A 24295-nucleotide genomic window follows, 5' to 3' on the forward strand; every position below is an offset into this window, starting at 1 on the left:
TTAATAGCTATTCATTTATTTTTAAAAATTCCTGTGCTAATTTTATTCTTTCAAAAACCTTAGACTTGCCTATCAATTTTAAAGAATCAAAAAGCGGTGGAGAGACTTTGCTGCCAAGCGCTGCAATTCTAACGGGAAGAAGAATTTCTCCCAATTTAAAACCATTACTCTTGGCAAATTCATAAAAAATTTTATCATTTTCCTCTGATGATCTTTTTTCAAATCCTTCTAAAATAGGCTTTATTAATTCTAAAATAGAACAAACCTCTTTGGCTGTTTTTTTTCTGCTTAAAAACTCATCTAAATTCCAAGAGTTAATGTCCTCATAAAAAAATTTGGTCATATTTAAAGCATCACTTAATTTTTTAATTCTACTCTTTATAAGAGGAATTAATAACTTTAATTTTTGATTCTCTTCTAAAGTACTAGGCTTAGAAACATACCCTTTTTTTTGGAAAAAAGGGAGTAAAAGATTAAACAAATCTTCATCTTTTTTTTCTCTAATATAGTAGCTATTGAAAAAATCTAACTTATGATAATCAAAAACAGCAGGAGATTTATTGATCTTTTCAATTGAAAAAAATTGCTCAAGATCATTTTTTGAGAAAAATTCTCTCTTATCATCATAAGACCAGCCAAGCAAAGTAACATAATTAATAATAGCTTCTGGAAGATATCCATCTTCAATAAACTGTCTTAAAGCTGTTGAACCATGTCTTTTGCTTAATTTTTGACCATCATTTCCCATAACCATTGGAAGGTGGCAATAAATAGGAGGTTTCCATTTAAAAGCCTTATAAAGAAGCACATGCAATGGACCTGAAGAAACCCATTCTTGAGCCCTTAATACATGGGTAATTTTCATTAAATAATCATCAACAACATTGGCAAGATGATAAGTCGGCAATCCATCTGACTTTAGAATTACAGGATCAGGACTAATGTCTTTATTTGACCATGTAATTTTTCCAAGCAAAATATCATCAAAGCTAGTATCTCCTTCTAAAGGAATTTTAAATCTGACAACGGGCTTAATTTTTTGAATTAGCGCATTCTCAACTTCCTCATTACTTAAATTCCTACAATGCCTATCATATCCGGGTGGCATCTTATTAATATTTTGAATTTTCTTAATCCTTTCAAGCCTTTCAGGACTACAATAACAATAATAAGCATGCCCAGATTCAATTAAATATTTAGCATACTGCTTATATATTGCACTTCTTTGAGACTGAACATACGGTGCATAATCACCTCCTACAACAGGGCCCTCATCAAAAGAAATACCAAGCCATTTAAGACTGAAATAAAGATCATTTTCAGCTTCTGGAGAATACCTGCTCTGATCTGTATCCTCAATCCTAAGCAAAAATTTACCTCCACAAGACTTTGCAAAAAAATAATTAAACAAAGCTGTTCTAATACCACCAATATGTTGCAAGCCCGTTGGAGAAGGTGCATAACGAACCCTTATACTCAAAACAAAACTCCTTTAATAAAAAACATCTTTTTTAGAAAAATCATAAATATAATAAAAAACAACAAAAAATAAATTCGAACCAAGTAGCTTTGTATGTTTAGAATCTATTCTGTTTTTAAATTTATAGTATCGATTTCTAATCTCAATTTTTTTTCTTTCAAGCAAATCAAAAGATGTTTTTGATTTTCGCAATAAATAATAGAAATAAATAGTAAAAATATCATTTTTTAAAAAAAACTTATCTAAAAAATTTACCAACTCTTTTAGCTTTAAGTGCTCTTCAAATGACAACATACTAAGAGCCTCACAATATTTCACCCACTTATTTACACTGTACTTGTAATTTAAAATTAAACTAGAAGCCTTTTCTTTTTCTCTAAAACTAATAAGAACAGAATAAAGCTCTATTATTGTTTTATGCCTTAATCTGGTGTCTTTTAAATAAAAATAAAGCTCATCAAGGCTTTTTTTATCTTGTTTTATTAAAATAAATCTAAGAAGAATAGATATTTCAAAAACACTTTTAAGCTTTTTACGAACCATTTTAAGCTTTAAAAAAGTAAATGTATCTTCCATCCTATTTAAAATAAAATACAATCTTGGAAAAAAATATTGGGAATAAATAACATTAAAAACAATCACTAACAAAAAATAGATTACAATAAATTGGTAATTAAACAAAATGAAGCTTAATTTCATTTGAAATCTTAAAATTGCCAGAAAATAAATAAATAATCCAAGAAAAATAACATTAAAACCTAAGCGAATTTTTTCTACCATAAAAATCTCTTAAAAAAAGCTTAATTCAAAAATTGAGATATAATAAATACATTATACTAATAGATAGACAATTAATAAATAATATGATATACATGGTTAATAGGGCTTAGTTTCAAGGGAATAAATGCAAAATTCTGAAAGCATTATCAAAAATATAAAAAATTCATCATATTTAATAGACAAGGAATTTTTAGTTTGGCCTGAGAATGCATTTATTGGAGACAAAAACATTGAACTTATTGAAAAATGGAACTTAAAGCCATACATTAAAGAAAGAAAAAATTTTTTCAGTGACGATTCTGTTAAAAGAGAATATGAAGAAATACACAAAAAATTCAACGAAGAGGCTATTTCTAGTTATCATGTAATAATAAGTAATTTAGAAGAAATTTATGAAAATTGCAAAAGAAATAAAAAAATATATTACCAAGATATTCTGCCTACTGTAAAAAAAGTAATGGAATTTTACAAGAAACAGAAAAAATTTTTTATCAAATATTTTAGAATTCCCAAGCTTTCCGCAAATTATCACATTATTCACTCAGTAAATACAGCTATCCTAACAGTAGCCCTTGGCAATGAAATGGGACTAAATAACTATAAAACAGTAGAACTTTGTAGTATTGCTCTTTTACATAAAATAGGATTTTTATTTATTCCACCAAAAATCAGCGAAAAAAAAGAAGCATTAACTGCAGAAGAACTAGAAATAATAAAAAAATATCCCATAATAAGCTATAAAATAGCTTCAACAAGCAACTTATCACGATCAATATGTTTGACGCTTCTAACACATAAAGAAAATCTAGACGGAACTGGCTATCCTAAGGGATTAACAAGTGAAAATATCAGCATAGAATCAAATATAATAGGCGCTAGCAGCGCCTATTCTGCTATCATTTTAGATAAGGCATACAAAAAATCTTTTAATTCTGGAGCATCTATTATTGAATTAATCAAAGATGCCGACAAAAAATTTGACAAAAGAGTTTTAAAGTTAATAATCAATGCAATATCTTCTTGTCCTTTAGACTTTATTGTAGAACTTAATGACAATTCTATAGCAAAAATAGTAGACATAGATGATTCTAACCCCAATCTCCCATACATCAACTACATAATAAAAAATGGAAAAGTTGTAGACAAAAATGAACAATCTAGTGTTCAGTCTATACCAAATACAAATACGGGAATAAAAAAAATACTCAATCAAAATGAAATAGAGCTAATTAAAAATAAATATTCTTTAATAAATATTATATAATACACTTAAAAGGAGAAAAAGCATGATTTTGATAATAGCAGCCATGCAAGAAGAATCAGAAGAAATAAATAAAATACTTGATAACAAAGAAGAAATTGTATTAAACGACTACTTAGAAAATAAAAAAATTTATAAAGGAAAAATTTTAGGAAAAGATGTAATATCTTTAACTACAGGAATTGGAAAAGTTAACGCAGCAACTTGGAGTAGTCAAATTATCTCTAAGTATAAAATTACTCACATAATAAACTCCGGAAGTTCTGGAGGGATAAAAGAAAACTCTAACCTTAAAATATCAGATATCATAGTATCCTCAGAAATAGCATACTATGACTTTGACTTAACCAAGTTTGGACACAAAATAGGGCAAGTCCCTAATTTGCCACAAAAGTTTAAAGCGGATGAAGAGTTACTGAAAAAAGTAGTCAATATTATTGACAATAAACTTTTAAACATTGATATCCACATTGGCTTAATACTAACAGGAGATCAATTTGTTGAAAATGAAAAAAATCTTACAACAATTAAAAAAAATTTCAAAGATGCTTTAGCTGTAGATATGGAAGGAGCTGCAATAGCTCAAGTAGCACACATATTTAAAATACCATTCATAATAATCCGTTCAATTTCTGATCTACCAAACAATAAAGACAACCATATAGACTTTAATAAATTTTTAAAAACATCATCAATAAATTCAAGCAAAATGACAAAGGAACTTATTAGGCTAATATGAATAAAATAATAGCAGCTAACCAAACTTTAACTTCTGAGGCTGTATCTGAAGGACATCCAGATAAAATTGCAGATCAAATCTCTGATGCCATCCTTGATGAAATACTAAAAGAAGATAAAAATGCAAAAGTAGCTTGCGAAGTCATAATTGCACAAAATTTAGTAGTAATAGCAGGAGAAATAAATAGTCCTGTAAAAAAAAACATAGATATAAAAGAAATTGCTAAGAATATCATCAAAGATATAGGCTACACAAATATTGATTATGGACTTGATTACAAAACAATAACAGTAATAGACGCTGTTGGCAATCAATCGCGTGACATTATAAACGCAATTGAAAAAAAGGGATCCAATACCCTTGGAGCAGGTGATCAAGGAATAATATTTGGATATGCCTGCGATGAAACAAAAAATTTTTTACCCGCTCCTTATGAACTAGCCAATTCAATTCTAAAAAAAGCTAGCAATCTTAGAAAATCAGGAGCAATAAAATGGTTAAGACCTGACTCAAAATCTCAAGTTACTATAGAATACGATAAAAACAGAAAACCTGTAAAAATAAAAAACATTATAGTATCTCATCAACATCATCCAAACATCTCCCAAAAACTAATACAACAAACAATAATTGAAGAAATTATCAAGCCCACTATTCAAGACAAATCAATGCTTGATGAAAATACTACTTATTGCATTAATCCTTCTGGAAATTTTGTAATTGGGGGGCCTACCGGAGATACTGGTCTTACAGGAAGAAAAATTATTGCTGATAGTTATGGAGGATTTGCAAGACACGGAGGAGGAGCATACAGTGGAAAAGATGCCACAAAAGTAGATAGATCAGCTGCCTACATGGCAAGATATATCGCAAAAAATATGGTGGCAGCCGGAATTTCTAAAGAATTTGAACTACAGCTCGCATATGCAATTGGAATTGAAAACCCAATATCTATTCAAATAACTTCAGGAATAAATGATCCTAAATATGCAAACAAAATATTAAATTTTATTGTTAATAACTTCGATTTAACTCCCAATGGTATAATTGAAAAATTAAAGCTAAAACAACCCATATATCTTAAAACTTGCACCTATGGTCATTTTGGAAAAAATGAATTTGAATGGGAAAAATTAGATTTTGTAAAAAAAATACAAACAGTGCTAAAAAAATGAAAAAAATAACAAGCTTTACAATAGATCATACAAAACTAAACCCCGGCATATATGTCTCAAGAAAAGATACCTTTGAAAATGTAATATTTACTACAATAGACATTAGGATCAAAGCTCCCAACATCGAACCAATAATTGAAAACGCAGCAATACATACAATAGAGCACATAGGAGCTACTTTACTTAGAAATAATGAAGTTTGGGCCGAAAAAATAGTATATTTTGGTCCTATGGGATGCAGGACTGGATTTTACTTAATAATTTTTGGAGATTATGAAAGTAAAGATCTTATTGATCTAGTATCATGGATTTTTTCCGAAATTGTAAATTTTTCAGAACCTATTCCAGGCGCAAGTGATAAGGAATGCGGAAATTACAAAGAACATAACCTTGATATGGCTAAATATGAATCTTCTAAATACTTACAAACATTAAACAATATTAAAGAAGAAAATTTAAAATATCCTTAAGCTTATAAAATTTACAAAATAGAAAGTATTTCGCTTTCATTTTTTGTTGCTACATCATACTGAAAAATAAATCCTAATGTTATTTTATGCATTTGATTTAAAAGTAAAGGTTTGTTGTAAAAAATTGGAGAAACTGTATATTCCAAAAAAATAAAATCCATAGTAATTCTAGCTCCAATGTCTATTCCTAAAACAAAATTATCCAATAATACCCAATCACTTGAATCTATAAAACAAACTTTTGCACCAATGTATGAAAATTTTAAACCTGTAAAAAAGATTAAACTAAACATTGGAGTATAAGGTAAAAAGAAATAATTACCATACATTCTCAATGAGAATGTAACATCTTTTATTATGAAATAATTTAGAGACTGCTTCAAATATACTTGATCATCCAACATAAATATAATCTCATTGGTGTAAGAAGTATGGCTAGGTAAAAATTTAATATCTAAATTAAATTCTCCGCCAAATGCTAAATTTTGAGAAACATTAATACCAAATCCACTGAAAAATTGATACTTAAGTCTTTCATAAAAGAATAAATCTTGAGTAAAATTATCAACGCCAACCCCAACTCCGCTGTATACATTAAGATAACCAGGAATTCCTGAATAAATCCTTAATGTACTGAGCATAAAAACAAAAAAAAATAAAAAGTTTCTTCTCATAAAGAATCCTTTTTAGCAAAATAAAGTTAAATATTCATACTTATTTGCATAGACAACTCTTTAAATTTTTCAATTTCAAGATTAAGTTTATTACCTCTCTTAAAACCAAAACCATCGTTTTTAAATCTTGGAATTACATGAAAATGAGTATGAAAAACTTCTTGCCCTGCTCCAACCCCCAAAGCAGAATAAATATTTATTCCACCATAAATGTTTAAATTTATTCTCTTTAAAGCATTTGAAATTTTTTTACATACCCTTAAAACTCTCTCATTAAATTTATCATCCATGTTCAATAAATTATCACTATGTTCTTTGGGAATAACAAGAGTATGCCCAACAGTTAAAGGATTAATATCTAAAAATGCTAAAACTAAATCGTCCTCATAAACTTTATAACTAGGAAGCTCTTTGTTTACTATTTTACAAAAAATACAATCATTCATTAAAATATCCTATTATAAAAAATAATAATCAACATATTTAAATAAAATTTAAACAGCATAACTAACTAAAACCCATTTTGCTATATTAAAATAAGCTATTAAAGTAATAGTATCTGCAATCGTAGTAATTAAAGGGCCTGCCATAAGTGCTGGATCCAGCTTTAAAATTTTAGCAACAATAGGCAAAAGACCTCCCAATATCTTTGCTACTGTCAAACTTACCATCAAGCAAGATGAAACTACAAAAGCTATTTTTAGCTTATCTGAATGGTGTGGAGCTACAAAAAATACAATTCTTAAAAAATTAACACTAGCAAGAATTGCTCCCACTAGAATACTAACACATATTTCCTTTAAAAACACTTTAAAAAAATCTTTTGCCTTGACAGTACCAAGAGCAAGCTCGCGAATTATTAATGCAGACGCCTGAGAGCCAGCATTGCCTGAAGTATCCATTAAAAGGGGAATAAAACTAGCTAAAACCACTAAAGACAACATTAAATTTTGATAATTTGAAATGATTGTAGCTGTAAAAGTAGAAGATACCATGAGAACTAAAAGCCAAACTATCCTATTTTTTGTCATAACTAAAATAGAAGTATCAAGATAAGAGGTATCTAAAGGTTTAACAGCTGCAATCATTTGAAAATCTTCAGTATTTACAGATTGAATAACCTCTAAAATGTCATCAATAATAATAACCCCTATCATTCTCCCTTCATTATCAACAACGGGAACACTGGTAATATCATGTTTCTGAAAAAGAAGTGCAACATCTTCCTTTTCATCATTGACTCCTACAATATAAAAACCGCTACTTCTCATTATTGACGAGAGAATAACATCATCTTTAGCCAATATTAAATCTTCAATTTTTATAACTCCTTTTAAATGCTTTTCATCATCTGTAATATAATAAGTGTAAATATCTTCTTTGGTTTTAGCTACCCTTCTAATATAATCAAGAGCTTTACCAACCGTAAAATGTTCTTTAAGCTCAACATACTCAATTGTTACGATCGAACCTGCAGAGTCATCGCTGTAAGATAAAAATTTATTAATAATTTCTCTATTTTCTTCTGTAGAACTTGCCAAAAATCTTTGAACAACATTTGCGGGAACCTCTTCTAAAAGGTCAATAACATCATCAAGATTCAGCTCATCAATCATTTCACTTATTTCTTTATTAGTAAAAGAATTTGCTAATTTATTTTTTGTAGATTGGTCAAAATTAGAAAAAGTTTCAACTGCTATTTTTTTGGGCAAAAACCTGTATAGCAAAATCAATTCAGATCCATTAAGCCTTTTAAGAGCCTCAGCAATATCAAAGGAATCATGCTTTAAAAATTTTTCTTTAATTTTAGAATAGCTCTTCTCTTTAAGAAAAATTCTCAATTCATCGATATCTATCATTAAAAGGCCTCCAAAAATTTAAATTTTACAAGACATTTAATGAATCTAATTCATCAAAGCTTATCCAATAACATAGAACATCTTCCTGAAGGAATCGGAAGGGTTTTTTCTTTTTTATTTAATATATTTATTGTAAAATAATAAAGTTTTTCAGATTCCATTTTTATCTCCCAACCTCTTTTCCCTTTATTGCAAATTATTGTAGTTTGATTCTTTTTAAGAGATAAGCTTTCTATCCCCATAATCTCAAGAGTAGGTATGTTCCAATATACAGTTTTATCGGGTAAGCTAATTGTAAGACCAATAATATTTTCTATCATCAAGCTAATACTAAAAAGCGCAAGATAACAAATAAGACCTTTCTCAGTATAAGTTTTTTTAGTAGAATCAAAATATGCAGGTCCTTCTTGCATAGGTTTATAAGCTTCCCAAATGTGTCCTTTAATTTTATTAAAAGGCATTAAAGTATCTAATATATAATACAAATGTCTTATAGTAAATTCTCTTGCAATATTTGCACGACCACAATATTCAAGGCCTTTGATTACAAAAAAATTCATATAAGTATAAACTGAACCATAATATCCATTACCATCCTCGCTAAAACCTGGCTCGCTAACAGAAAGCGTTGGAAAAGGATTTGGAGTTCCAAAATGATTAGTGCTTTTTAAATAAAAAACCATCCTTTCTATCCTGTCTTCACTGGGAATCTCGGAAAGCATTGGAAAAAATCCTACTATTGTCTTAATTTCAAGAATATTTTCATTAACATCAAGATCATAATAAAATCCATCTTTTTCGCTCCACATCAAAGAATTAATTTTAACCTTAAGAGAAAAAAATCGTTTTTTATATTCAAGTGATAAATTTTTATCATTTAAAATGTCTGCCAATTTAGAAATACAATATGCACTATGAACTTGTAATGAATTAAAATCTATAGGATAGTATGCAGCTACCCTTGGAGAGTTTTTATAAAAAATTTTATTTACATCAATTGAATAAAGACCATTTTCCTTTAAAAATTTGCTCTCTATCCATTTATAATACTTATCAAGAATTGGCAAAACTTCAGAAATTCTCTTTTTATTTCCTGTTTTATGATATAAGTTATATTCAGCCCATGCAAAAATAGGAAATCCAATATTCTCTTCATTCTCATCAAGATCAATAATAGCATTGTTATTGTCATATCTAGCTCTAATTGCACCAGATTCTTCCTGCAATTGATAAAACTTATCAATTGCAGATGTAGATGAATATTCCCCGTTGCTATAGACAAGAAAAAAGCTTGACATACAAGCTTGCATCTGATCTATATAATCACAATTTTCCGAATAATAATTTTTATCTTTTTTGCTCCTATCAGCAACTTTTTGTAAAATAACCTTATCTTGAATCCAAGATAAACTTTTATTATAAATATCAATAAAGTCTTGATCATAATAGTAAATTTTGGGAAACATCTTTTTATTCAATGCCAAATCCTCTAAAACAATAGAAATGTACTTATATTTATTATAACACAATAAATATAACATAATTAAAAAAATTAAAAACTGGGAAATTAAAATCTTTTTATTTCAAAAGTTTATAACTTTAATATTTGTTTTATAAAAATTTCATAACCCTCCTGATTGCAAGGAACAATGATCTCTTTATTGATTATTTTTCTCTCAAGAACTTTTATGTATTTAAATTCATTCGCATTGGGCAACCCAACAACACCATCTCTTAATCCCATTTGAACAACTTTTCCACCTTCCCAAACATTATTATTTTTAATATATTCACTAGTAATCAAATACAATGCGTCCCCAACGTTTTTTATAACAGAGGTAATAAAATTTTTAGGAGCAAGATATGACTGGTCTTGATCGGCTCCAATAACATAATAACCATCGCCAAGTTTTTTTGCTGCCTCAATAACACCAAGTCCTGCCAAACCAGCTGCAAAATGAATTACATCTATCCCTTTAGAATACATTTTATTAGCTATAACCCTACCAATATCAACATCGGAAAAAGAATTAGAATATTCACTTATAATCTGTATATCTTTATTAGCATACTTTGCACCAGCTTCATAACCATAGCGAAATGCATCTACTATATTACCCTTCACTCCCCCTATAAAACCTATTTTTCTAGAAAAGCTTTTTTTAGCTGCTATATAGCCAGCTAAAAAAGCACCCTGCTCTACCCTGAAAACAACAGCAATCAAATTTTTGGGAATCTGAACATCATTGCCATAAACAGGATCTATTATTCCATAGCTAATTTTTGGATTCTCTGATGAAACCAATAAAGATGCGTCCGTAAGCATGTACCCTATAAGCCAAATCAAATCTGAACCATTCGCTTTTAAATTATCAAGATCGGAAACATAACTAGAATAAACTCCAGAGACAGCACTAGAAAAAACTTTTTCAATACTTTCTGGAAAATCTTTTTTCAAACGCAACAAAGCCTCATTAGCACTAGCATTAAAAGATTTGTCATCAAGAACACCATCTACCAGCATGGACATCTTAATTTTTCTTGAACCAGATTCTATTCCATTCCTACTAAAGCAAGAAGTCAACAAAATACCGAATATAAAAATTGCAATCCTCATATAGAGCATTTCTCCATTTCAATCATTCAAACAAAACCAACATGTTTTTTATACTTAAAAATAAAACATATAAATTATTTTTTTATTCAAATAAATTCTTTAAGAAATTTCTCATAACTTTCTTTATTAAATGGAACAATAATTTCTTTGTTGATTATTTTGCTAGAAAGACTATCAATTTCTTTTTCAAGTTCAAAGGAAATCATTTTAGGATTTCTCACAAACCCCACAACTCCTTCTTTAAGGCCATAATTTACTAATTTGCCACCTTCGAAAATATTAGTTTTTAAATAGTTGGATGTAAAAATATTTAAAGCTCTACCAACATCTTTAATTGTAGATGTTATTACATTATTAGGAGCAAGATATGTCTGATCCTCATCAACTCCAATAATGTAATGCCCAGAACCAAGTTCTTTTGCAACCTCAATAGCTCCAATTCCTCCAATACCTGCAGCATGATGAATAATATCTATTTCATCAGAATACATTCTAGTTGCAATACTTCTACCAGCCTCAGCATCAGTAAAATTACCAATGAACTGAGTAGATATCTTTATATTTTTATTAGCATACTTAGCACCGGCCTCATACCCATACCTGAATGCATTTACTATCTCGCTTTCTATTCCTCCCAAAAATCCAATTTTACCTGTTTTAGAAAGTTTTGCAGCAATATAACCTGTTAAAAATGCGCCTTCTTGAGCTCTAAAGGTCATACCCGCCAAATTTGCAGGAATAGGCTCGTTAGAATAAACAGGATCAATAATTGCATATTTCATATCAGAATTTTGAAGAGCGGCGACCATGGCCACATCACTAAATCTATACCCAATAAGCCAAATTAAATCTGAACCTGCATCCTTAAGCCCTTCAAGATCAGATAAATAAGAATTTGATGAGGATTCTTTTAAAACAATCTCAATCTTAAATTCTTCTTTAACTTTTTTTATTCCATTTAAAGCACCCTCATTAAATCCTTTATCATCAAAAGTACCATCAATCATTAAAGATACTTTAGGAATTTCGCTCTTAAGACTACTCTTACCACTACAAGATAAAAAAATAACACTCTCAAACAAAATCAACAACAATAATTTATTCATAAACTATTCCCCCTTTACAAATAAAGCTATACCTAAGTAGCTTATAACTAGTTTATAACTTTGATTTAAATAAATCAAATGCATATTCACTATCAGGAACAATAATTTCTCCGCTTATTATTTTATTTTCTAGATCAATAACTTCATCAACTAATCTATTATTTAAAATATCAGGATCCTTAACAATTTCTATTACTCCTTCCTTTAGCCCCCGATCAATAACGATCCCACCCTTAAAAACTCCATTATTAATATACTCTGATGAAATAGAATAAATAACCTTACCAACATCCTTAAGTATTGAAGTAATAACATTTTGAGGCGCAATATATGATTGATCTTGATTTAACCCAATAACATAATATTTGGGTCCAAGCTCTTTAGCAGCATCATAAACTCCAAGACCAGTTATACCAGCTATTGGAAAAATAACGCCCACTTTATCCTCTTTATACATGAATAGAGCCATTGCTTTGCCCCTCTCTTTATCAAAAAGAGAGGGTGCTTTTTTTGAAACTAATCTTAATTTAGGATTAGCATAAAAAATCCCAGCCTTAAAACCAAACTTAAAATCTTTTAAATGTTCGCTCATAGGCCCTGTTAAAAATCCAATCTTGTCTTTTCTGCTCATCTTAGCAGCAATATAACCAGCCAAAAATGCAGCTTCTTCATTTCTAAACTTAATAGCCAAGGAATTCTTAGGAACTTGAATATCACCATAATCAAAAGCATCTATAATACCATAATAAATATCTGGACGTTCATAGGAAAGTTTAATGGATAAGCCAGAAAATTCGTATCCAATCATCCAAAAAAGATTTAAAGGATTTTTTTGAACCTCATAAGCGTCCTCTGTCATTGCCTCAGCAACAGTAAGAAGTCTTTTGCCCGCAATAGGGTAAGGCCTTAAAGATTTAGTTATAAGTTTTATTCCAAAATTATCTCTAAGTTTTACAACACCATGATAAACGCTTTGATTGTAGCCTTTATCATAAAAGCTACCATTAGCCAAAACACCTACAACAACTTTGTCAGATTTTATAGACTTTTTATTAGATTTAAAACAAGCAAATACTAATAAAGATAAAACAATAAAAATAAACCTTTTAAACAAAATTAATCCTCTCCTTACAAAATTTATTTAAAAAATTTAGAATTTTTTAAAAATTAAAATATTAACTTTATTCTACTAACAAGTAGTATTCTTTATTTATAAAATAAAAATTTTAATACGCCCTTTTAAAAAAATACTTCTAGAATTAATAAAAACACGATGATGGGGAAAAAACAATTTTTCCTACATCACCATAATATCCAAATTTAAACCCTTTTGCAAGATTACTTTAAATTAAAACTTACAATAATTAAAAAACTCTATAAAATATCTTTAAAAAATTAAAAAGATTTTTCACAAACCAACTCAATAAAAATCAAGTTAATTTTCCATTTGCAAAACAAAGTTATCATAAGATACCTTGTCATAGGGCGCTTTTATTATGCCATTCATTATACTTTGCCCGATTTTCAATGATTTGTTATAAATCTCAGAATAATTTGATTTTAAGTTTTCATTTAAAACCAAACCAAGTCCATCTTCTTTAAGCCCAAAAGTAATGGTCTTGCCCCCATCCAAAACTCCAGTTTCTAAATACTTTTTTGTTAAACTATATATCAATGAATCAACTTTCTTTACAGCAGAAACAATAACATTATCAGGAGCAAGATATGATTGATCCTGATCGACTCCAATAATATAATGATCGGGCCCCAACTCTTTTGCGGACTCAATTACCCCTATACCAGAAAGTCCTGCAGCTGCAAATATAATATCAACTCCATCTCGATACATATTAGATGCTGTGGAGCGACCAAGTCCAAAGTCTCCAAATGTACCAACATATTGAGAAACCACTTTAATATTAGAGTTTGCATACTTAGCACCAGCTTCATATCCGTACATAAAAGATTCTAAAATTTTTCCCCTCACTCCTCCAATAAATCCGATCTTACCGGTTTTAGAAGCCTTTGACGCAAAGTATCCTGCTAAAAAAGCCACCTCTTCAGATCTGAAATTAATATTAAGAAGATTTTTGGGTATTTGAATTTCATCATAAACTCCTTCTATGATTGCATAATTAATAGAAACATTCTCGCTAGCTCTTTGAAAAAGAATGTTTGACAATCTAAAACCAACTCCCCAAATCAAATTTGAATTACCATCTTCTAAATTTGCAATATCTCCTAAATAAGAATTGCCTGTAGAAGCTTTTTCAATTATATTTATATTTAAATCTGCCTTTAATTTTCTTATCGCCTTAGAAGAACTTTCATTAAATCCTTTATCATCAAAAGTACCATCAACCATAAGCGAAACCGTTTTTGTCCCCGACTTACCATCATTAGAGCCAGAGCAAGCAACAATAAATAAAAAAATTAAAAAATAATAAACTTTTTTTAACACAAAAATATCCTCCTTACTTTTAATAATAAAAAAATATAAAAAATAGTTATCATAATACACAGCATATAAACAAAAAAAGACACCTTTTTAAGGTGTCTTTTTACCATCTATAATGAGTAAAAGCTTTATTTGCTTCAGCCATTCTATGAGTATCTTCTTTCTTCTTAAAAGCAGCTCCAGTAGAATTATATGCATTTAAAAGTTCGTTTGATAACTTTTCTTTCATAGACCTACCGCTAGACTTTCTAGCAGCAAAAATAATCCACTTCATAGCCAAAGCTTCTCTTCTCTCTTCTCTAACTTCAACAGGAACTTGATATGTAGCACCACCCACCCGTCTACTTCTTACTTCTACTAGTGGCTTAATATTATCTAAAGCTTTATAAAAAACAGCCATCTTGTCGCTTTCTTCAAGCTTATCGGCAAGTAAATCGATTGAACTATAAAGTATACTCTCGCTTATTGATTTTTTTCCATCATACATCATTCTGTTTGCAAATTTTGCAACAATTCTAGAATTATATCTGGTATCAACAAAAACTTTCTTTTTAATTTTTTTATTTTTTCTTGACATATTTAATATTAACCCACCTTTCAGTTAAGCCTTAGGCTTTTTTGTTCCATACTTAGATCTGCCCTTTTTCCTATTATTAACACCAAGGGTATCCTTAGCTCCTCTAACAATATGGTACCTTACTCCAGGCAAATCTTTAACTCGACCACCTCTAATTAGAACCACAGAGTGTTCTTGTAAATTATGACCAATTCCTGGAATATATGCTGTTACTTCAAATCCATTTGAAAGTCTAACACGTGCTACTTTTCTTAAAGCTGAATTAGGTTTTTTGGGAGTTACAGTCATTACACGTGTACAAATTCCTCTTCTTTGAGGACAATTTTGAAGCGCAGGAGATGCGGTCTTCTCCGTTTGACTTTTTCTAGGCTTTCTAATTAACTGATTGATTGTAGGCATTTATCAACGCTCTCCTTTTCTTGAAACTATTAATAAAATGGTAGCAAATATATCACTTATTTTCAAGTTAAACTTTAGAATCGATATTTTCACTAACTTTAATTTTCTTATAAAGTCCCATGCCAGTTCCAGTAGGAATTAAATGTCCAATTACAACATTTTCTTTCAATCCTCTAAGATCATCTATTTTTCCAGCAATAGAAGCATCTGTTAATACTTTTGTTGTTTCCTGGAAAGAAGCTGCGGAAATAAAAGAATCTATATTAAGAGAAGTCTTGGTTACTCCTATAAGAATTGGACTTGCTATTGCTGGCTCACCACCTTGTTCGATTACTTTTCTATTTTGCTCATAAAAAGTGTGCTTATCTACCTTTTGCCCATAAACAAAATTAGTATCACCAACTGCAACAATCTTAACTTTTTTCATCATTTGCTTAATTATCACACCAATATGTTTGTCATTAATACTAACACCCTGTTTTCGATAAACATCCTGAATTTCTGCCAACAAAAATTCCTGTAAACTAATCCCACCTAAAATTTCAAGCACATCATGAGGATTAATTCTACCATCACAAAGCATATCTCCTGCTTTAACAACATCTCCATCTCTAACCAAAAGATGTTTGCCGGCTGGAATATAATGCTTATGCTCAACACCATACTCATCTAAAATATTAATAAGTCTTTTACCTTTTTGAATTGATTTAAATTGCACAATTCCACTTACTTTAGCCATTTCAGTCAAATTTTTAGGAATTCTTGTTTCAAAAAGATCATTAACACGGGGCAATCCCCCTGTAATATCTTGGGTTTTTTCAGAACCTTTGGAAAGTTTCGCAATAACATCTCCTATGTTAATATTCTGGCCATCTTCAACTTGAAGATAAGCATCACCTGGTAATACATAAGATGCAACTTCCATGCCACTGCTATCAATAATAAAAATTCTAGGATCAAGAGATTCAAAAACATTATCTGTAATTCTTTTTTCAACATTGCCTGTTTCAGTATTTATCTCCTCTTTAAGAGTGGTTCCTAAAATAATATCTTTAAATTTAATTTTACCCTCAACCTCTGCAATAATAGGCTCTGCAAATGGATCAAATGTACCAATAACCTTGCCCGATTCAACATAATCACCAACCTCTATTTCAAGCTTTGTTCCCGCTTTCAAGGCAACTTCTTGCTCTTCTGATACTATGAAAAAATTATCGTCTCTTAATTTAACATAACCAATGTAAGAAGAAAGAATCTCTAAGCCCTTTTTGTCAACAAACAAAGGAATTCCTTTTATTACTCTTTGAGAATCTAAAACTTTAATCTCTTTTATGTTCTTAATTTTTTCCTCATAAAAAACATTGATTATTTTTAAAGTTCCTTTTCTTGTGAAAAGAATTCCATTGTCAACTCTAACATTAAAACCTTCTATGCCATTAAGTATAAAAGCATTCTTTAAGGATATTTTATCATCCTCACTACCAGCCTGAGCAACTCCACCAATATGAAAAGTTCTCATGGTTAATTGGGTACCCGGTTGACCTATAGACTGAGCAGCAATTATTCCTACAGCCTCACCAATGTTAACAGGTTTGTTCTTAGAAAAGTCTCTACCATAACATTTTTGACAAACGCCATGTTCAGCTTCACACGTTAAAACAGATCTAATCACAAGTTTTTCAATACCAATTTTCTCTAATAACTCTATTTTGGCTTCCGAAATTTCTTCATTTGCATCTAAAACAATCTCGCCGGTAATTGGATTTTTTATTCTTTCAATAGAATAACTTCCAACGGCTTTTTCCTTCAAAGATTCTAATATTTCTTCACCATTTTTTACAGTTTCAACTTTTATTCCGTTTATAGTTCCACAATCTTCTATTCTAACAACAACATCTTGAGCAATGTCTACTAATCTTCGAGTTAAATATCCAGCATCAGCGGTCTTAAGCGCGGTATCTGCTAGACCTTTTCTTGCTCCATTTGTAGATATAAAAAACTCTATTACAGAAAGACCTTCTTTAAAGTTAGAAATAATTGGAAGCTCAATAATATCACCAGAAGTTTTTGCCATTAATCCTCTCATGCCGGCAAGTTGTCTTATTTGATTTCTACTGCCCCTAGCACCAGAATCTGCCATCATGTATATAACATTAAATCCATCTCTATCTCTCTTTAAAATTTCCATCATCTTATTAGTAAGCTCTTCATTAGTCTTTAACCAAACAGAAACCACATTGTTATATCGCTCTTCACCAGTAATAACGCCTTTGGCATAATCATTTTGAATTTTAGCAATTTCTTTATTAGCCCTTTCTACATAAGTTCTTTTTTCATCAGGAACAATAATATCGCTCATACTAATTGTGCACCCAAACTTAGTGGCATACCTAAAGCCAAGCTCCTTGATGATGTCAAGCATTTCAATTACGGTAGAAGAACCATGAACTACATAAACTTTTGATATTAAAATTTGTAGCTCCAAATCACTAAGAGTTTTATTTACAAATTCAATTCCCTTGGGTAAGGCCTCATTAAATATAACCCTACCGGCTGTAGTTTTTTTGTACTCGCCATCAATTTTTACATAAATAAAAGCATTGTAATCTAGACTCCTATTATTTATGGCAAGAATAACATTACTAAAGTTTAAAAACTTTTTACCTTCTCCAACAACACTCTTTTTTTCCATAGTCAAATAATACAGACCCAAAACAATATCTTGGGATGGAAAAACAATAGGGTGCCCATTAGCAGGATTTAAAAGATTATTTGTTGAAAGCATTAAGGCCCAACTTTCAGCTTGTGCTGCTGGAGTAAGGGGCACATGTACTGCCATTTGATCGCCATCAAAATCGGCATTATATGCATGACAAACAAGAGGATGTAATTTTATTGCCTTGCCCTCAACTAACACGGGTTCAAAAGCTTGAATCCCAAGTCTATGAAGAGTAGGCGCCCTATTTAAAAGAATAGGATGCTCTTTTATGACAAGATCTAAAATTTGCCACACCTCGTCAACTTCTTGCTCTATTAAATTCTTTGCTCTTTTAATATTAAAAACAGCTTCACTCTCAATCAGTCTCCTTATCACAAAGGGTTTAAAAAGTTCAAGAGCCATTTTTGCCGGCAATCCACATTGATGTAGCTTTAGCTCGGGGCCAACAACAATAACAGAACGGCCAGAATAATCTACTCTTTTACCAAGAAGATTTTGTCTAAACCTTCCCTGCTTACCTTTTAATGCATCGGAAAGCGACTTTAGGGGTCTACTAGATGAGCCTTTGACAACCTTTCTTTTGTGAGAATTGTCAAAAAGAGAGTCTACTGATTCTTGAAGCATTCTTTTTTCGTTTCTCACAATAATCTCTGGCGCATTAAGAAGAAGCAATTTTCTTAAGCGATTATTTCTATTTATAACTCTTCTGTAAAGATCATTAAGATCAGATGTTGCAAATCGCCCTCCATCAAGCTGAACCATTGGCCTAATCTCTGGAGGAATAACAGGAAGGACTTCCATAATCATCCATTCTGGCTTATTGCCAGAAATTTTAAAATTCTCAATGATTTCAAGGCGCCTTAAGAGTTTCTTATCGGTTTTATCATCTTTATCTATCATTTGAATCCTAAGTTTAGATGAAAGCTCATCAAGATCAAGATTTTCAAGAAGAGTTTTAATAGCTTCAGCTCCCATTGAAGCATTAAAAGACATACCATATCGCTCTCTAGCCTCTATGTACTCATCTTCATTTAAAAGCTGCATTTTTTTAAGATCAGTATCGCCCGGTTCAATTACTACATATTTTTCATAATAAAGAATAGAATTTAAACTAGATGCCGTAATATCAAGCAAAAGCCCAATCCTAGAGGGTATATATTTGTAATACCAAATATGGGCAACTGGAGCTGCTAGCTCAATATGCCCCATTCTTTCACGTCTAACCTTAAAATGGGTAACCTCAACATTACAACGATCACAAATAATACCTTTGTATCTAATCGATTTGAATTTACCACAATAACATTCCCATTCCTTTGTAGTACCAAAAATCCTTTCACAAAAAAGCCCATCTTTTTCGGGTCTTAAAGTTCTATAATTAATAGTCTCGGACTTTTTAACTTCTCCATAAGACCAATTTCTAATTTGATCAGGAGATGCTATTTTAATTTTTATTCTTTCAAAATCTTTTATCTCTTTCATAAAAACTCCAAAAACCTAGCTTTTATTAATCAATTCTTCTTCTTTTTCTGTCAAAGGAACTTGATTTCCAGCATCATCATAAATTGACAAATCAAGTCCAAGTCCTCTAAGTTCTTGCATTAGAACATTAAAAGACTCGGGAATACCTGATACATTAGTAGGAACACCTTTTACTATATTTTCATATATTTTAACTCTGCCTGACATATCATCTGATTTAACTGTTAAAAGTTCTTGAAGGGTGTGCGCCGCACCATAAGCTTCAAGAGCCCAAACCTCCATTTCTCCAAGTCTTTGTCCACCAAATTGAGCTTTTCCTCCAAGAGGTTGCTGAGAAACAAGAGAATATGGGCCTGTTGATCTTGCGTGCATTTTATCATCAACAAGGTGGTGTAGTTTAAGCATGTAAATTACCCCAACCATTACTTCATTTTCGAACGGCTCTCCTGTATAACCATCATATAAAATTTCTTTAGAAGTTGGATTAAATCCAGCTTTTTTTAATTTTTCCTGAATTTGTTCATTTGTAGCAGATTCAAAAACAGGAACATTATAAGATTCGCCAAGATATTTACCAGCAAGACCTAATTGAGATTCCATTAACTGTCCGATATTCATTCTAGATGGAACTCCCAAAGGATTTAAGCATATATCAAGAGGAGTTCCGTCTGCAAGATAAGGCATATCTTCAACAGGAAGAATCTTTGCAACAACACCCTTATTACCATGTCGTCCAGCCATTTTATCGCCCTCTTTAAGCTTTCTTTTTTTTGCAACATAAACTTTAAGTATCTCTTCAACTCCAGGAGAAAGATTACCAACATCCTCTTTGGTAATCCTTTGAACATCAATAACTGTACCTTCGGTACCATGAGGCACTTTTAATGAATTATTTTTAACATCTTTTGCTTTTTCTCCAAAAATGGAAGTTAACAGTCTAAATTCAGGAGTAATGTCTCCTTCTGACTTTGGAGTAACCTTACCAACAAGAATATCACCGGGCTTTACATAGGTTCCTATCCGTATAATTCCATTTTCATCCAATTTGTTTAGTATCTTTTCACTAACATTAGGTATATCTCCTGTAACTTTTTCAGGACCAAGTTTAGTTTCTCTTACCTCTATGCTAAATTCCTTGATATGAATAGATGTATAAAGATCTTCCTTTACAATTCTATCGGAAATCAATATAGCATCCTCATAATTAAATCCATTCCAAGGAATAACCCCTAGTAATAAATTATTACCAAGAGCAAGTTCTCCAAATCTAGTAGCAGGACCGTCAGCTATTATCTCACCCTTTTCAACCTTTTGACCCTCTTTAACTAAAACGGATTGATTAAAACAGGTATCTTGATTTGTCCTTTCATACTTAACAATATGATATTCGTCTAAATCTTTAGCATTCTCTGCCTCAAAAGGTTTAACAACTATCTTACTGCTTGTTGCAAGAATAACTTTCCCACTTCTTTTGGCCTTAACAACTACTCCTGAATCCTTTGCAACAACACTTTCCATACCCGTACCAACAATAGGAGGTTTAGGAAAAAGCAAAGGCACTGCTTGTCTTTGCATATTAGAACCCATAAGAGCTCGATTTGCATCATTGTGTTCAAGAAAAGGAATTAACGCCGAAGATACTGAAATTAACTGCCTAGGAGAAACGTCCATATAGTCTATATTTGCAGGGCTTGTTGTAGTATAATCACCAGAAATTCTAACAGAAACTAAATCTTCAAGATACTTTCCATTAGAATTAAAGGCAGCATTGGCCTGAGCAATGCACTTTTTCTCTTCGTCAATAGCAGATAAATATTCTAATTGATCAGTCACCTCCCCATTAACAACTTTCCTATAAGGAGTTTCTAAAAACCCATAATCATTAACTCTAGAATAAGTTGCCAAAGAAACAATAAGTCCAATATTTGGCCCTTCAGGAGTTTCAATAGGACACATTCTACCATAATGAGTATAATGTACGTCTCTTACTTCAAATCCTGCCCTATCTCTTGAAAGTCCCCCTGGACCAAGAGCATTAAGACGCCTTTTGTGAGTAAGCTCAGCCAAAGGATTGACCTGATCCATAAACTGTGAAAGCTGGCTGGTTGCAAAAAATTCCTTAACAGCAGATACAATGGGTTTAACACTTATTAATTCTTGAGGCTTTAGATTAAAAACTTCCTTGTTAGACATTCTATCTTTAGCAATTTTTTCAACCCTTGACATCGCGCCTTTATATATATTGGTAAGAAGCTCACCAACAGAACGAACCCTTCTATTTCCTAAATGGTCAATATCATCAAGAATATCATGACCTTCATATATTCTTAAAAGATGAGATATGGTGTTAACAATATCATCCATAGTTAAAACCGATGTAGTTAAATCATCAAATCCAAATTTTTTAGAAAGTTTATAACGCCCCACACGTCCAAGATCATATCTTCTTTCAGAAAAGAATATAGTTTTTAAATCATTTTCAGCATTATCAATTGATATTGGCTCACCAGGAAAAAGAGAGCCATAAACAGCCAGCATAACTGATTCTCTTGGAAGCTCTTTAGATCCATCTTTTAAAGCAAAAAAAGCATCCTCTTTCTCAAGGCAATTTAAAATAACATTCGAACTTACAAAGCGCTTTCCAGAAATATCATCATAACCATCAAAATCAACAAGCTTTATTTCATTTACTCCATTTTGTAAAAAATCTTCAACATCTTGCAGAGTAATTTTATCTCCTGCTCGATAATACATATTCTCTCTTATGTTAATACTTTTAGCTAAATATTGCCCTGGAAGATCTCTTTTTGTACCGTCTTCAACTTTAATTTTTTTAATATTATAAAAAGTTTCTATTATTTTTTCTCTTGTATCAAACCCTAAAGCTCTTAAAAAAAGAGTTATGAGTATTCTTTTTTTTCTATCTATTTTTACATAAAGATAATCTTTTTTAGAATCAATCTCAAATTCTAACCAAGAACCACGATAAGGAATTATTCTAGCAGAATACAAATCTTTCTCTTTATAAAAAACAACTCCTGGGGATCTGTGAATCTGAGAAACAACAACCCTCTCAGCCCCATTAATAATAAAAGTGCCTCTTTCTGTCATTAAAGGAATAGTTCCCATATATACGTCTTTTTGCCTTATTTCCCCAGTAGTCAAAAATTGCAAATTCAGTCTTACTTTTAAAACAGCCTCATAACTTTGACCCTTTCTTTTACATTCTTTTTCTGTAAAATCAAGGGCATCATTTTCTATATAGTATCTCTCATACTCAAGAGCAACATCGCCATTTCCACTTTTAATGGGAAATATATTTCTAAAAACAGACTCAAGGCCCTCATTAAGTAGGGGTTTTTTATTTTTTAATTTATCAAGTTGTAAAAATTTTTCATAAGAATTTAATTGTATTTCTATCAGGTTAGGTAGGTCTAAAATTTCATCAGCTCTTCCTTGTCCCAGATGAACTCTTTTTACCATTAAAAGACTCCTTTTTTAAGACATAACAAGCCGCATATCATAACGACATGCGGAATAACAACTTTGATATATTTTTAATGTTTTATTTAACTTCAACTTTTGCGCCAACTGCCTCAAGCTTCTTTTTTAATTCCTCAGCATCTGACTTAGAAAGACCTTCTTTAATAGCTTTAGGAGCAGCTTCAACTAATGCCTTAGCTTCTCCAAGACCAAGTCCTGTAATAGCTCTAACCTCTTTTATAACATTTATCTTGCTATCACCAAAAGACATAAGAATTACATCGAATTCAGTTTGTTCTTCAGAATCAGCCGAACCTGCTGAAACAGCTCCACTCATACCAGCAGAAACAGCGGCAGTTACTCCAAACCTTTCCTCAATAGCTGTTACAAGGTCAACAACTTCCATAGTTTTTGCACCTTCAAGCCAGGTTAAAATATCTTCTTTATTTAGTGCCATATTAACTCCTTATATATTTTTATTTTACAGTGATAGCATGCACTCAAAAATTAAGACTAACACTGCCATGTTAATTTTTAACATCAGCCAAAGCTTTCAATGTTCTTGCAAGCTTAGAAACTGGCGCTTTTAACACGCTAGCAAATAAAGAAATAGACTCTTTTTTGGTAGGAAGCTTGCTATAAGCTTGAACTTTAGCCTCATCATAAAACTCTCCTAATACAAAGCCACCCTTTACTTTCAAAGTACTACTTTTTACAAAATCATAAAAAATTTTTGCTATTACATTAGCTTCTTCTAATGCAGTAACAACAACTGTGGGGCCAACCAAACAAGAATCACCAACATTAATATTCTTTTCTTTTAAAACCATCTTCATTATATTATTTTTAACAACTTTTAATGCTCCGCGTTCGTCTTCTATTTTATTGCGAAGTTCTGTCAACTGAGCTACATTTAAACCTCTATAATCTAAGAAAAAAAGATTCTGTTTACTATCTATAAACTGTTTTAATAAATCAAACATTTCCAACTTTTTAGAATTTATCTTTGCACTCAT

At 30.8% G+C, this 24295-nt stretch carries 20 protein-coding genes; 4 read left to right on the plus strand and 16 right to left on the minus strand.

From position 1 onward, the window contains the following. Positions 1–7: 7 nt before the first annotated feature. Positions 8–1480: a glutamate--tRNA ligase gene (gltX, locus tag QIA00_RS01825; RefSeq protein ID WP_316257141.1), complete on the minus strand. Its 1473-nt coding sequence runs from the start codon at positions 1478–1480 to the stop codon at positions 8–10. Positions 1481–1492: 12 nt separating this feature from the next. Continuing rightward, on the minus strand, positions 1493–2260 hold the full coding sequence (locus QIA00_RS01830; protein WP_316257142.1) for a hypothetical protein: 768 nt from the start codon (positions 2258–2260) through the stop codon (positions 1493–1495). 124 nt (positions 2261–2384) lie between these two features. On the opposite strand from QIA00_RS01830, the gene pdeB reads away from it, so the two are divergent. The 4 genes from pdeB to QIA00_RS01850 are packed head-to-tail and all read left to right on the plus strand — an operon-like array spanning position 2385 to position 5905. Next, positions 2385–3524, plus strand: a complete 1140-nt coding sequence (pdeB, locus tag QIA00_RS01835; protein ID WP_301427180.1) for a cyclic di-GMP phosphodiesterase PdeB — start codon at positions 2385–2387, stop codon at positions 3522–3524. A 22-nt stretch (positions 3525–3546) separates the two neighbouring features. Continuing rightward, on the plus strand, positions 3547–4260 hold the full coding sequence (locus tag QIA00_RS01840) for a 5'-methylthioadenosine/adenosylhomocysteine nucleosidase (RefSeq protein WP_316257144.1): 714 nt from the start codon (positions 3547–3549) through the stop codon (positions 4258–4260). Continuing rightward, the gene (gene metK, locus QIA00_RS01845) at positions 4257–5435 is read left to right on the plus strand and encodes a methionine adenosyltransferase (RefSeq protein WP_316257145.1); all 1179 of its coding nucleotides are present in this window, start codon (positions 4257–4259) and stop codon (positions 5433–5435) included. The genes QIA00_RS01840 and metK overlap by 4 nt, the downstream gene beginning before the upstream one ends. Next, on the plus strand, positions 5432–5905 hold the full coding sequence (locus tag QIA00_RS01850) for an S-ribosylhomocysteine lyase (RefSeq protein ID WP_231013683.1): 474 nt from the start codon (positions 5432–5434) through the stop codon (positions 5903–5905). Before metK ends, QIA00_RS01850 begins: the two co-directional genes overlap by 4 nt. A gap of 11 nt (positions 5906–5916) precedes the next feature. Here QIA00_RS01850 and QIA00_RS01855 read toward each other — a convergent pair whose 3' ends face one another. The 14 genes from QIA00_RS01855 to rplJ form a co-directional block, all read right to left on the minus strand. After that, positions 5917–6579 (minus strand): hypothetical protein, encoded by a 663-nt coding sequence (locus QIA00_RS01855; RefSeq protein WP_316257148.1) that lies wholly within the window; start codon positions 6577–6579, stop codon positions 5917–5919. A 26-nt stretch (positions 6580–6605) separates the two neighbouring features. Continuing rightward, a complete protein-coding gene (locus QIA00_RS01860) occupies positions 6606–7025 on the minus strand; it encodes an HIT family protein (protein ID WP_316257150.1) in 420 nt (139 codons plus the stop codon). A 48-nt stretch (positions 7026–7073) separates the two neighbouring features. Next, entirely contained in the window at positions 7074–8438 is a 1365-nt protein-coding gene (mgtE, locus tag QIA00_RS01865; protein WP_316257151.1) for a magnesium transporter, read from the minus strand. Positions 8439–8491: 53 nt separating this feature from the next. After that, positions 8492–9916 (minus strand): MGH1-like glycoside hydrolase domain-containing protein, encoded by a 1425-nt coding sequence (locus QIA00_RS01870; RefSeq protein WP_316257152.1) that lies wholly within the window; start codon positions 9914–9916, stop codon positions 8492–8494. Positions 9917–10029: 113 nt separating this feature from the next. After that, positions 10030–11055, minus strand: a complete 1026-nt coding sequence (gene bmpB / locus QIA00_RS01875; RefSeq protein ID WP_316257154.1) for a nucleoside ABC transporter substrate-binding protein BmpB — start codon at positions 11053–11055, stop codon at positions 10030–10032. Between the two features lie 86 nt (positions 11056–11141). Further along, positions 11142–12161, minus strand: coding sequence for a nucleoside ABC transporter substrate-binding protein BmpA (gene bmpA, locus QIA00_RS01880; RefSeq protein ID WP_316257155.1), 1020 nt, complete (start codon positions 12159–12161; stop codon positions 11142–11144). A 52-nt stretch (positions 12162–12213) separates the two neighbouring features. Beyond that, entirely contained in the window at positions 12214–13275 is a 1062-nt protein-coding gene (bmpC, locus tag QIA00_RS01885; protein WP_316257156.1) for a nucleoside ABC transporter substrate-binding protein BmpC, read from the minus strand. A gap of 321 nt (positions 13276–13596) precedes the next feature. After that, complete coding sequence (gene bmpD, locus QIA00_RS01890) at positions 13597–14622, minus strand: nucleoside ABC transporter substrate-binding protein BmpD (RefSeq protein WP_316257157.1); 1026 nt, start codon at positions 14620–14622, stop codon at positions 13597–13599. 100 nt (positions 14623–14722) lie between these two features. Continuing rightward, positions 14723–15196, minus strand: coding sequence for a 30S ribosomal protein S7 (gene rpsG / locus QIA00_RS01895; protein WP_002556981.1), 474 nt, complete (start codon positions 15194–15196; stop codon positions 14723–14725). A 24-nt stretch (positions 15197–15220) separates the two neighbouring features. Further along, positions 15221–15595, minus strand: a complete 375-nt coding sequence (rpsL, locus tag QIA00_RS01900) for a 30S ribosomal protein S12 (RefSeq protein WP_002656492.1) — start codon at positions 15593–15595, stop codon at positions 15221–15223. A 67-nt stretch (positions 15596–15662) separates the two neighbouring features. Beyond that, a complete protein-coding gene (gene rpoC, locus QIA00_RS01905) occupies positions 15663–19796 on the minus strand; it encodes a DNA-directed RNA polymerase subunit beta' (RefSeq protein ID WP_316257158.1) in 4134 nt (1377 codons plus the stop codon). 15 nt (positions 19797–19811) lie between these two features. Further along, on the minus strand, positions 19812–23279 hold the full coding sequence (gene rpoB, locus QIA00_RS01910; RefSeq protein WP_316257159.1) for a DNA-directed RNA polymerase subunit beta: 3468 nt from the start codon (positions 23277–23279) through the stop codon (positions 19812–19814). 82 nt (positions 23280–23361) lie between these two features. Further along, positions 23362–23736, minus strand: a complete 375-nt coding sequence (rplL, locus tag QIA00_RS01915) for a 50S ribosomal protein L7/L12 (protein ID WP_316257160.1) — start codon at positions 23734–23736, stop codon at positions 23362–23364. A 70-nt stretch (positions 23737–23806) separates the two neighbouring features. Then, the gene (gene rplJ, locus QIA00_RS01920) at positions 23807–24295 is read right to left on the minus strand and encodes a 50S ribosomal protein L10 (protein ID WP_316257161.1); all 489 of its coding nucleotides are present in this window, start codon (positions 24293–24295) and stop codon (positions 23807–23809) included.

The organism is Borreliella americana (genome assembly GCF_032595795.2).
GTDB lineage: Bacteria > Spirochaetota > Spirochaetia > Borreliales > Borreliaceae > Borreliella > Borreliella americana.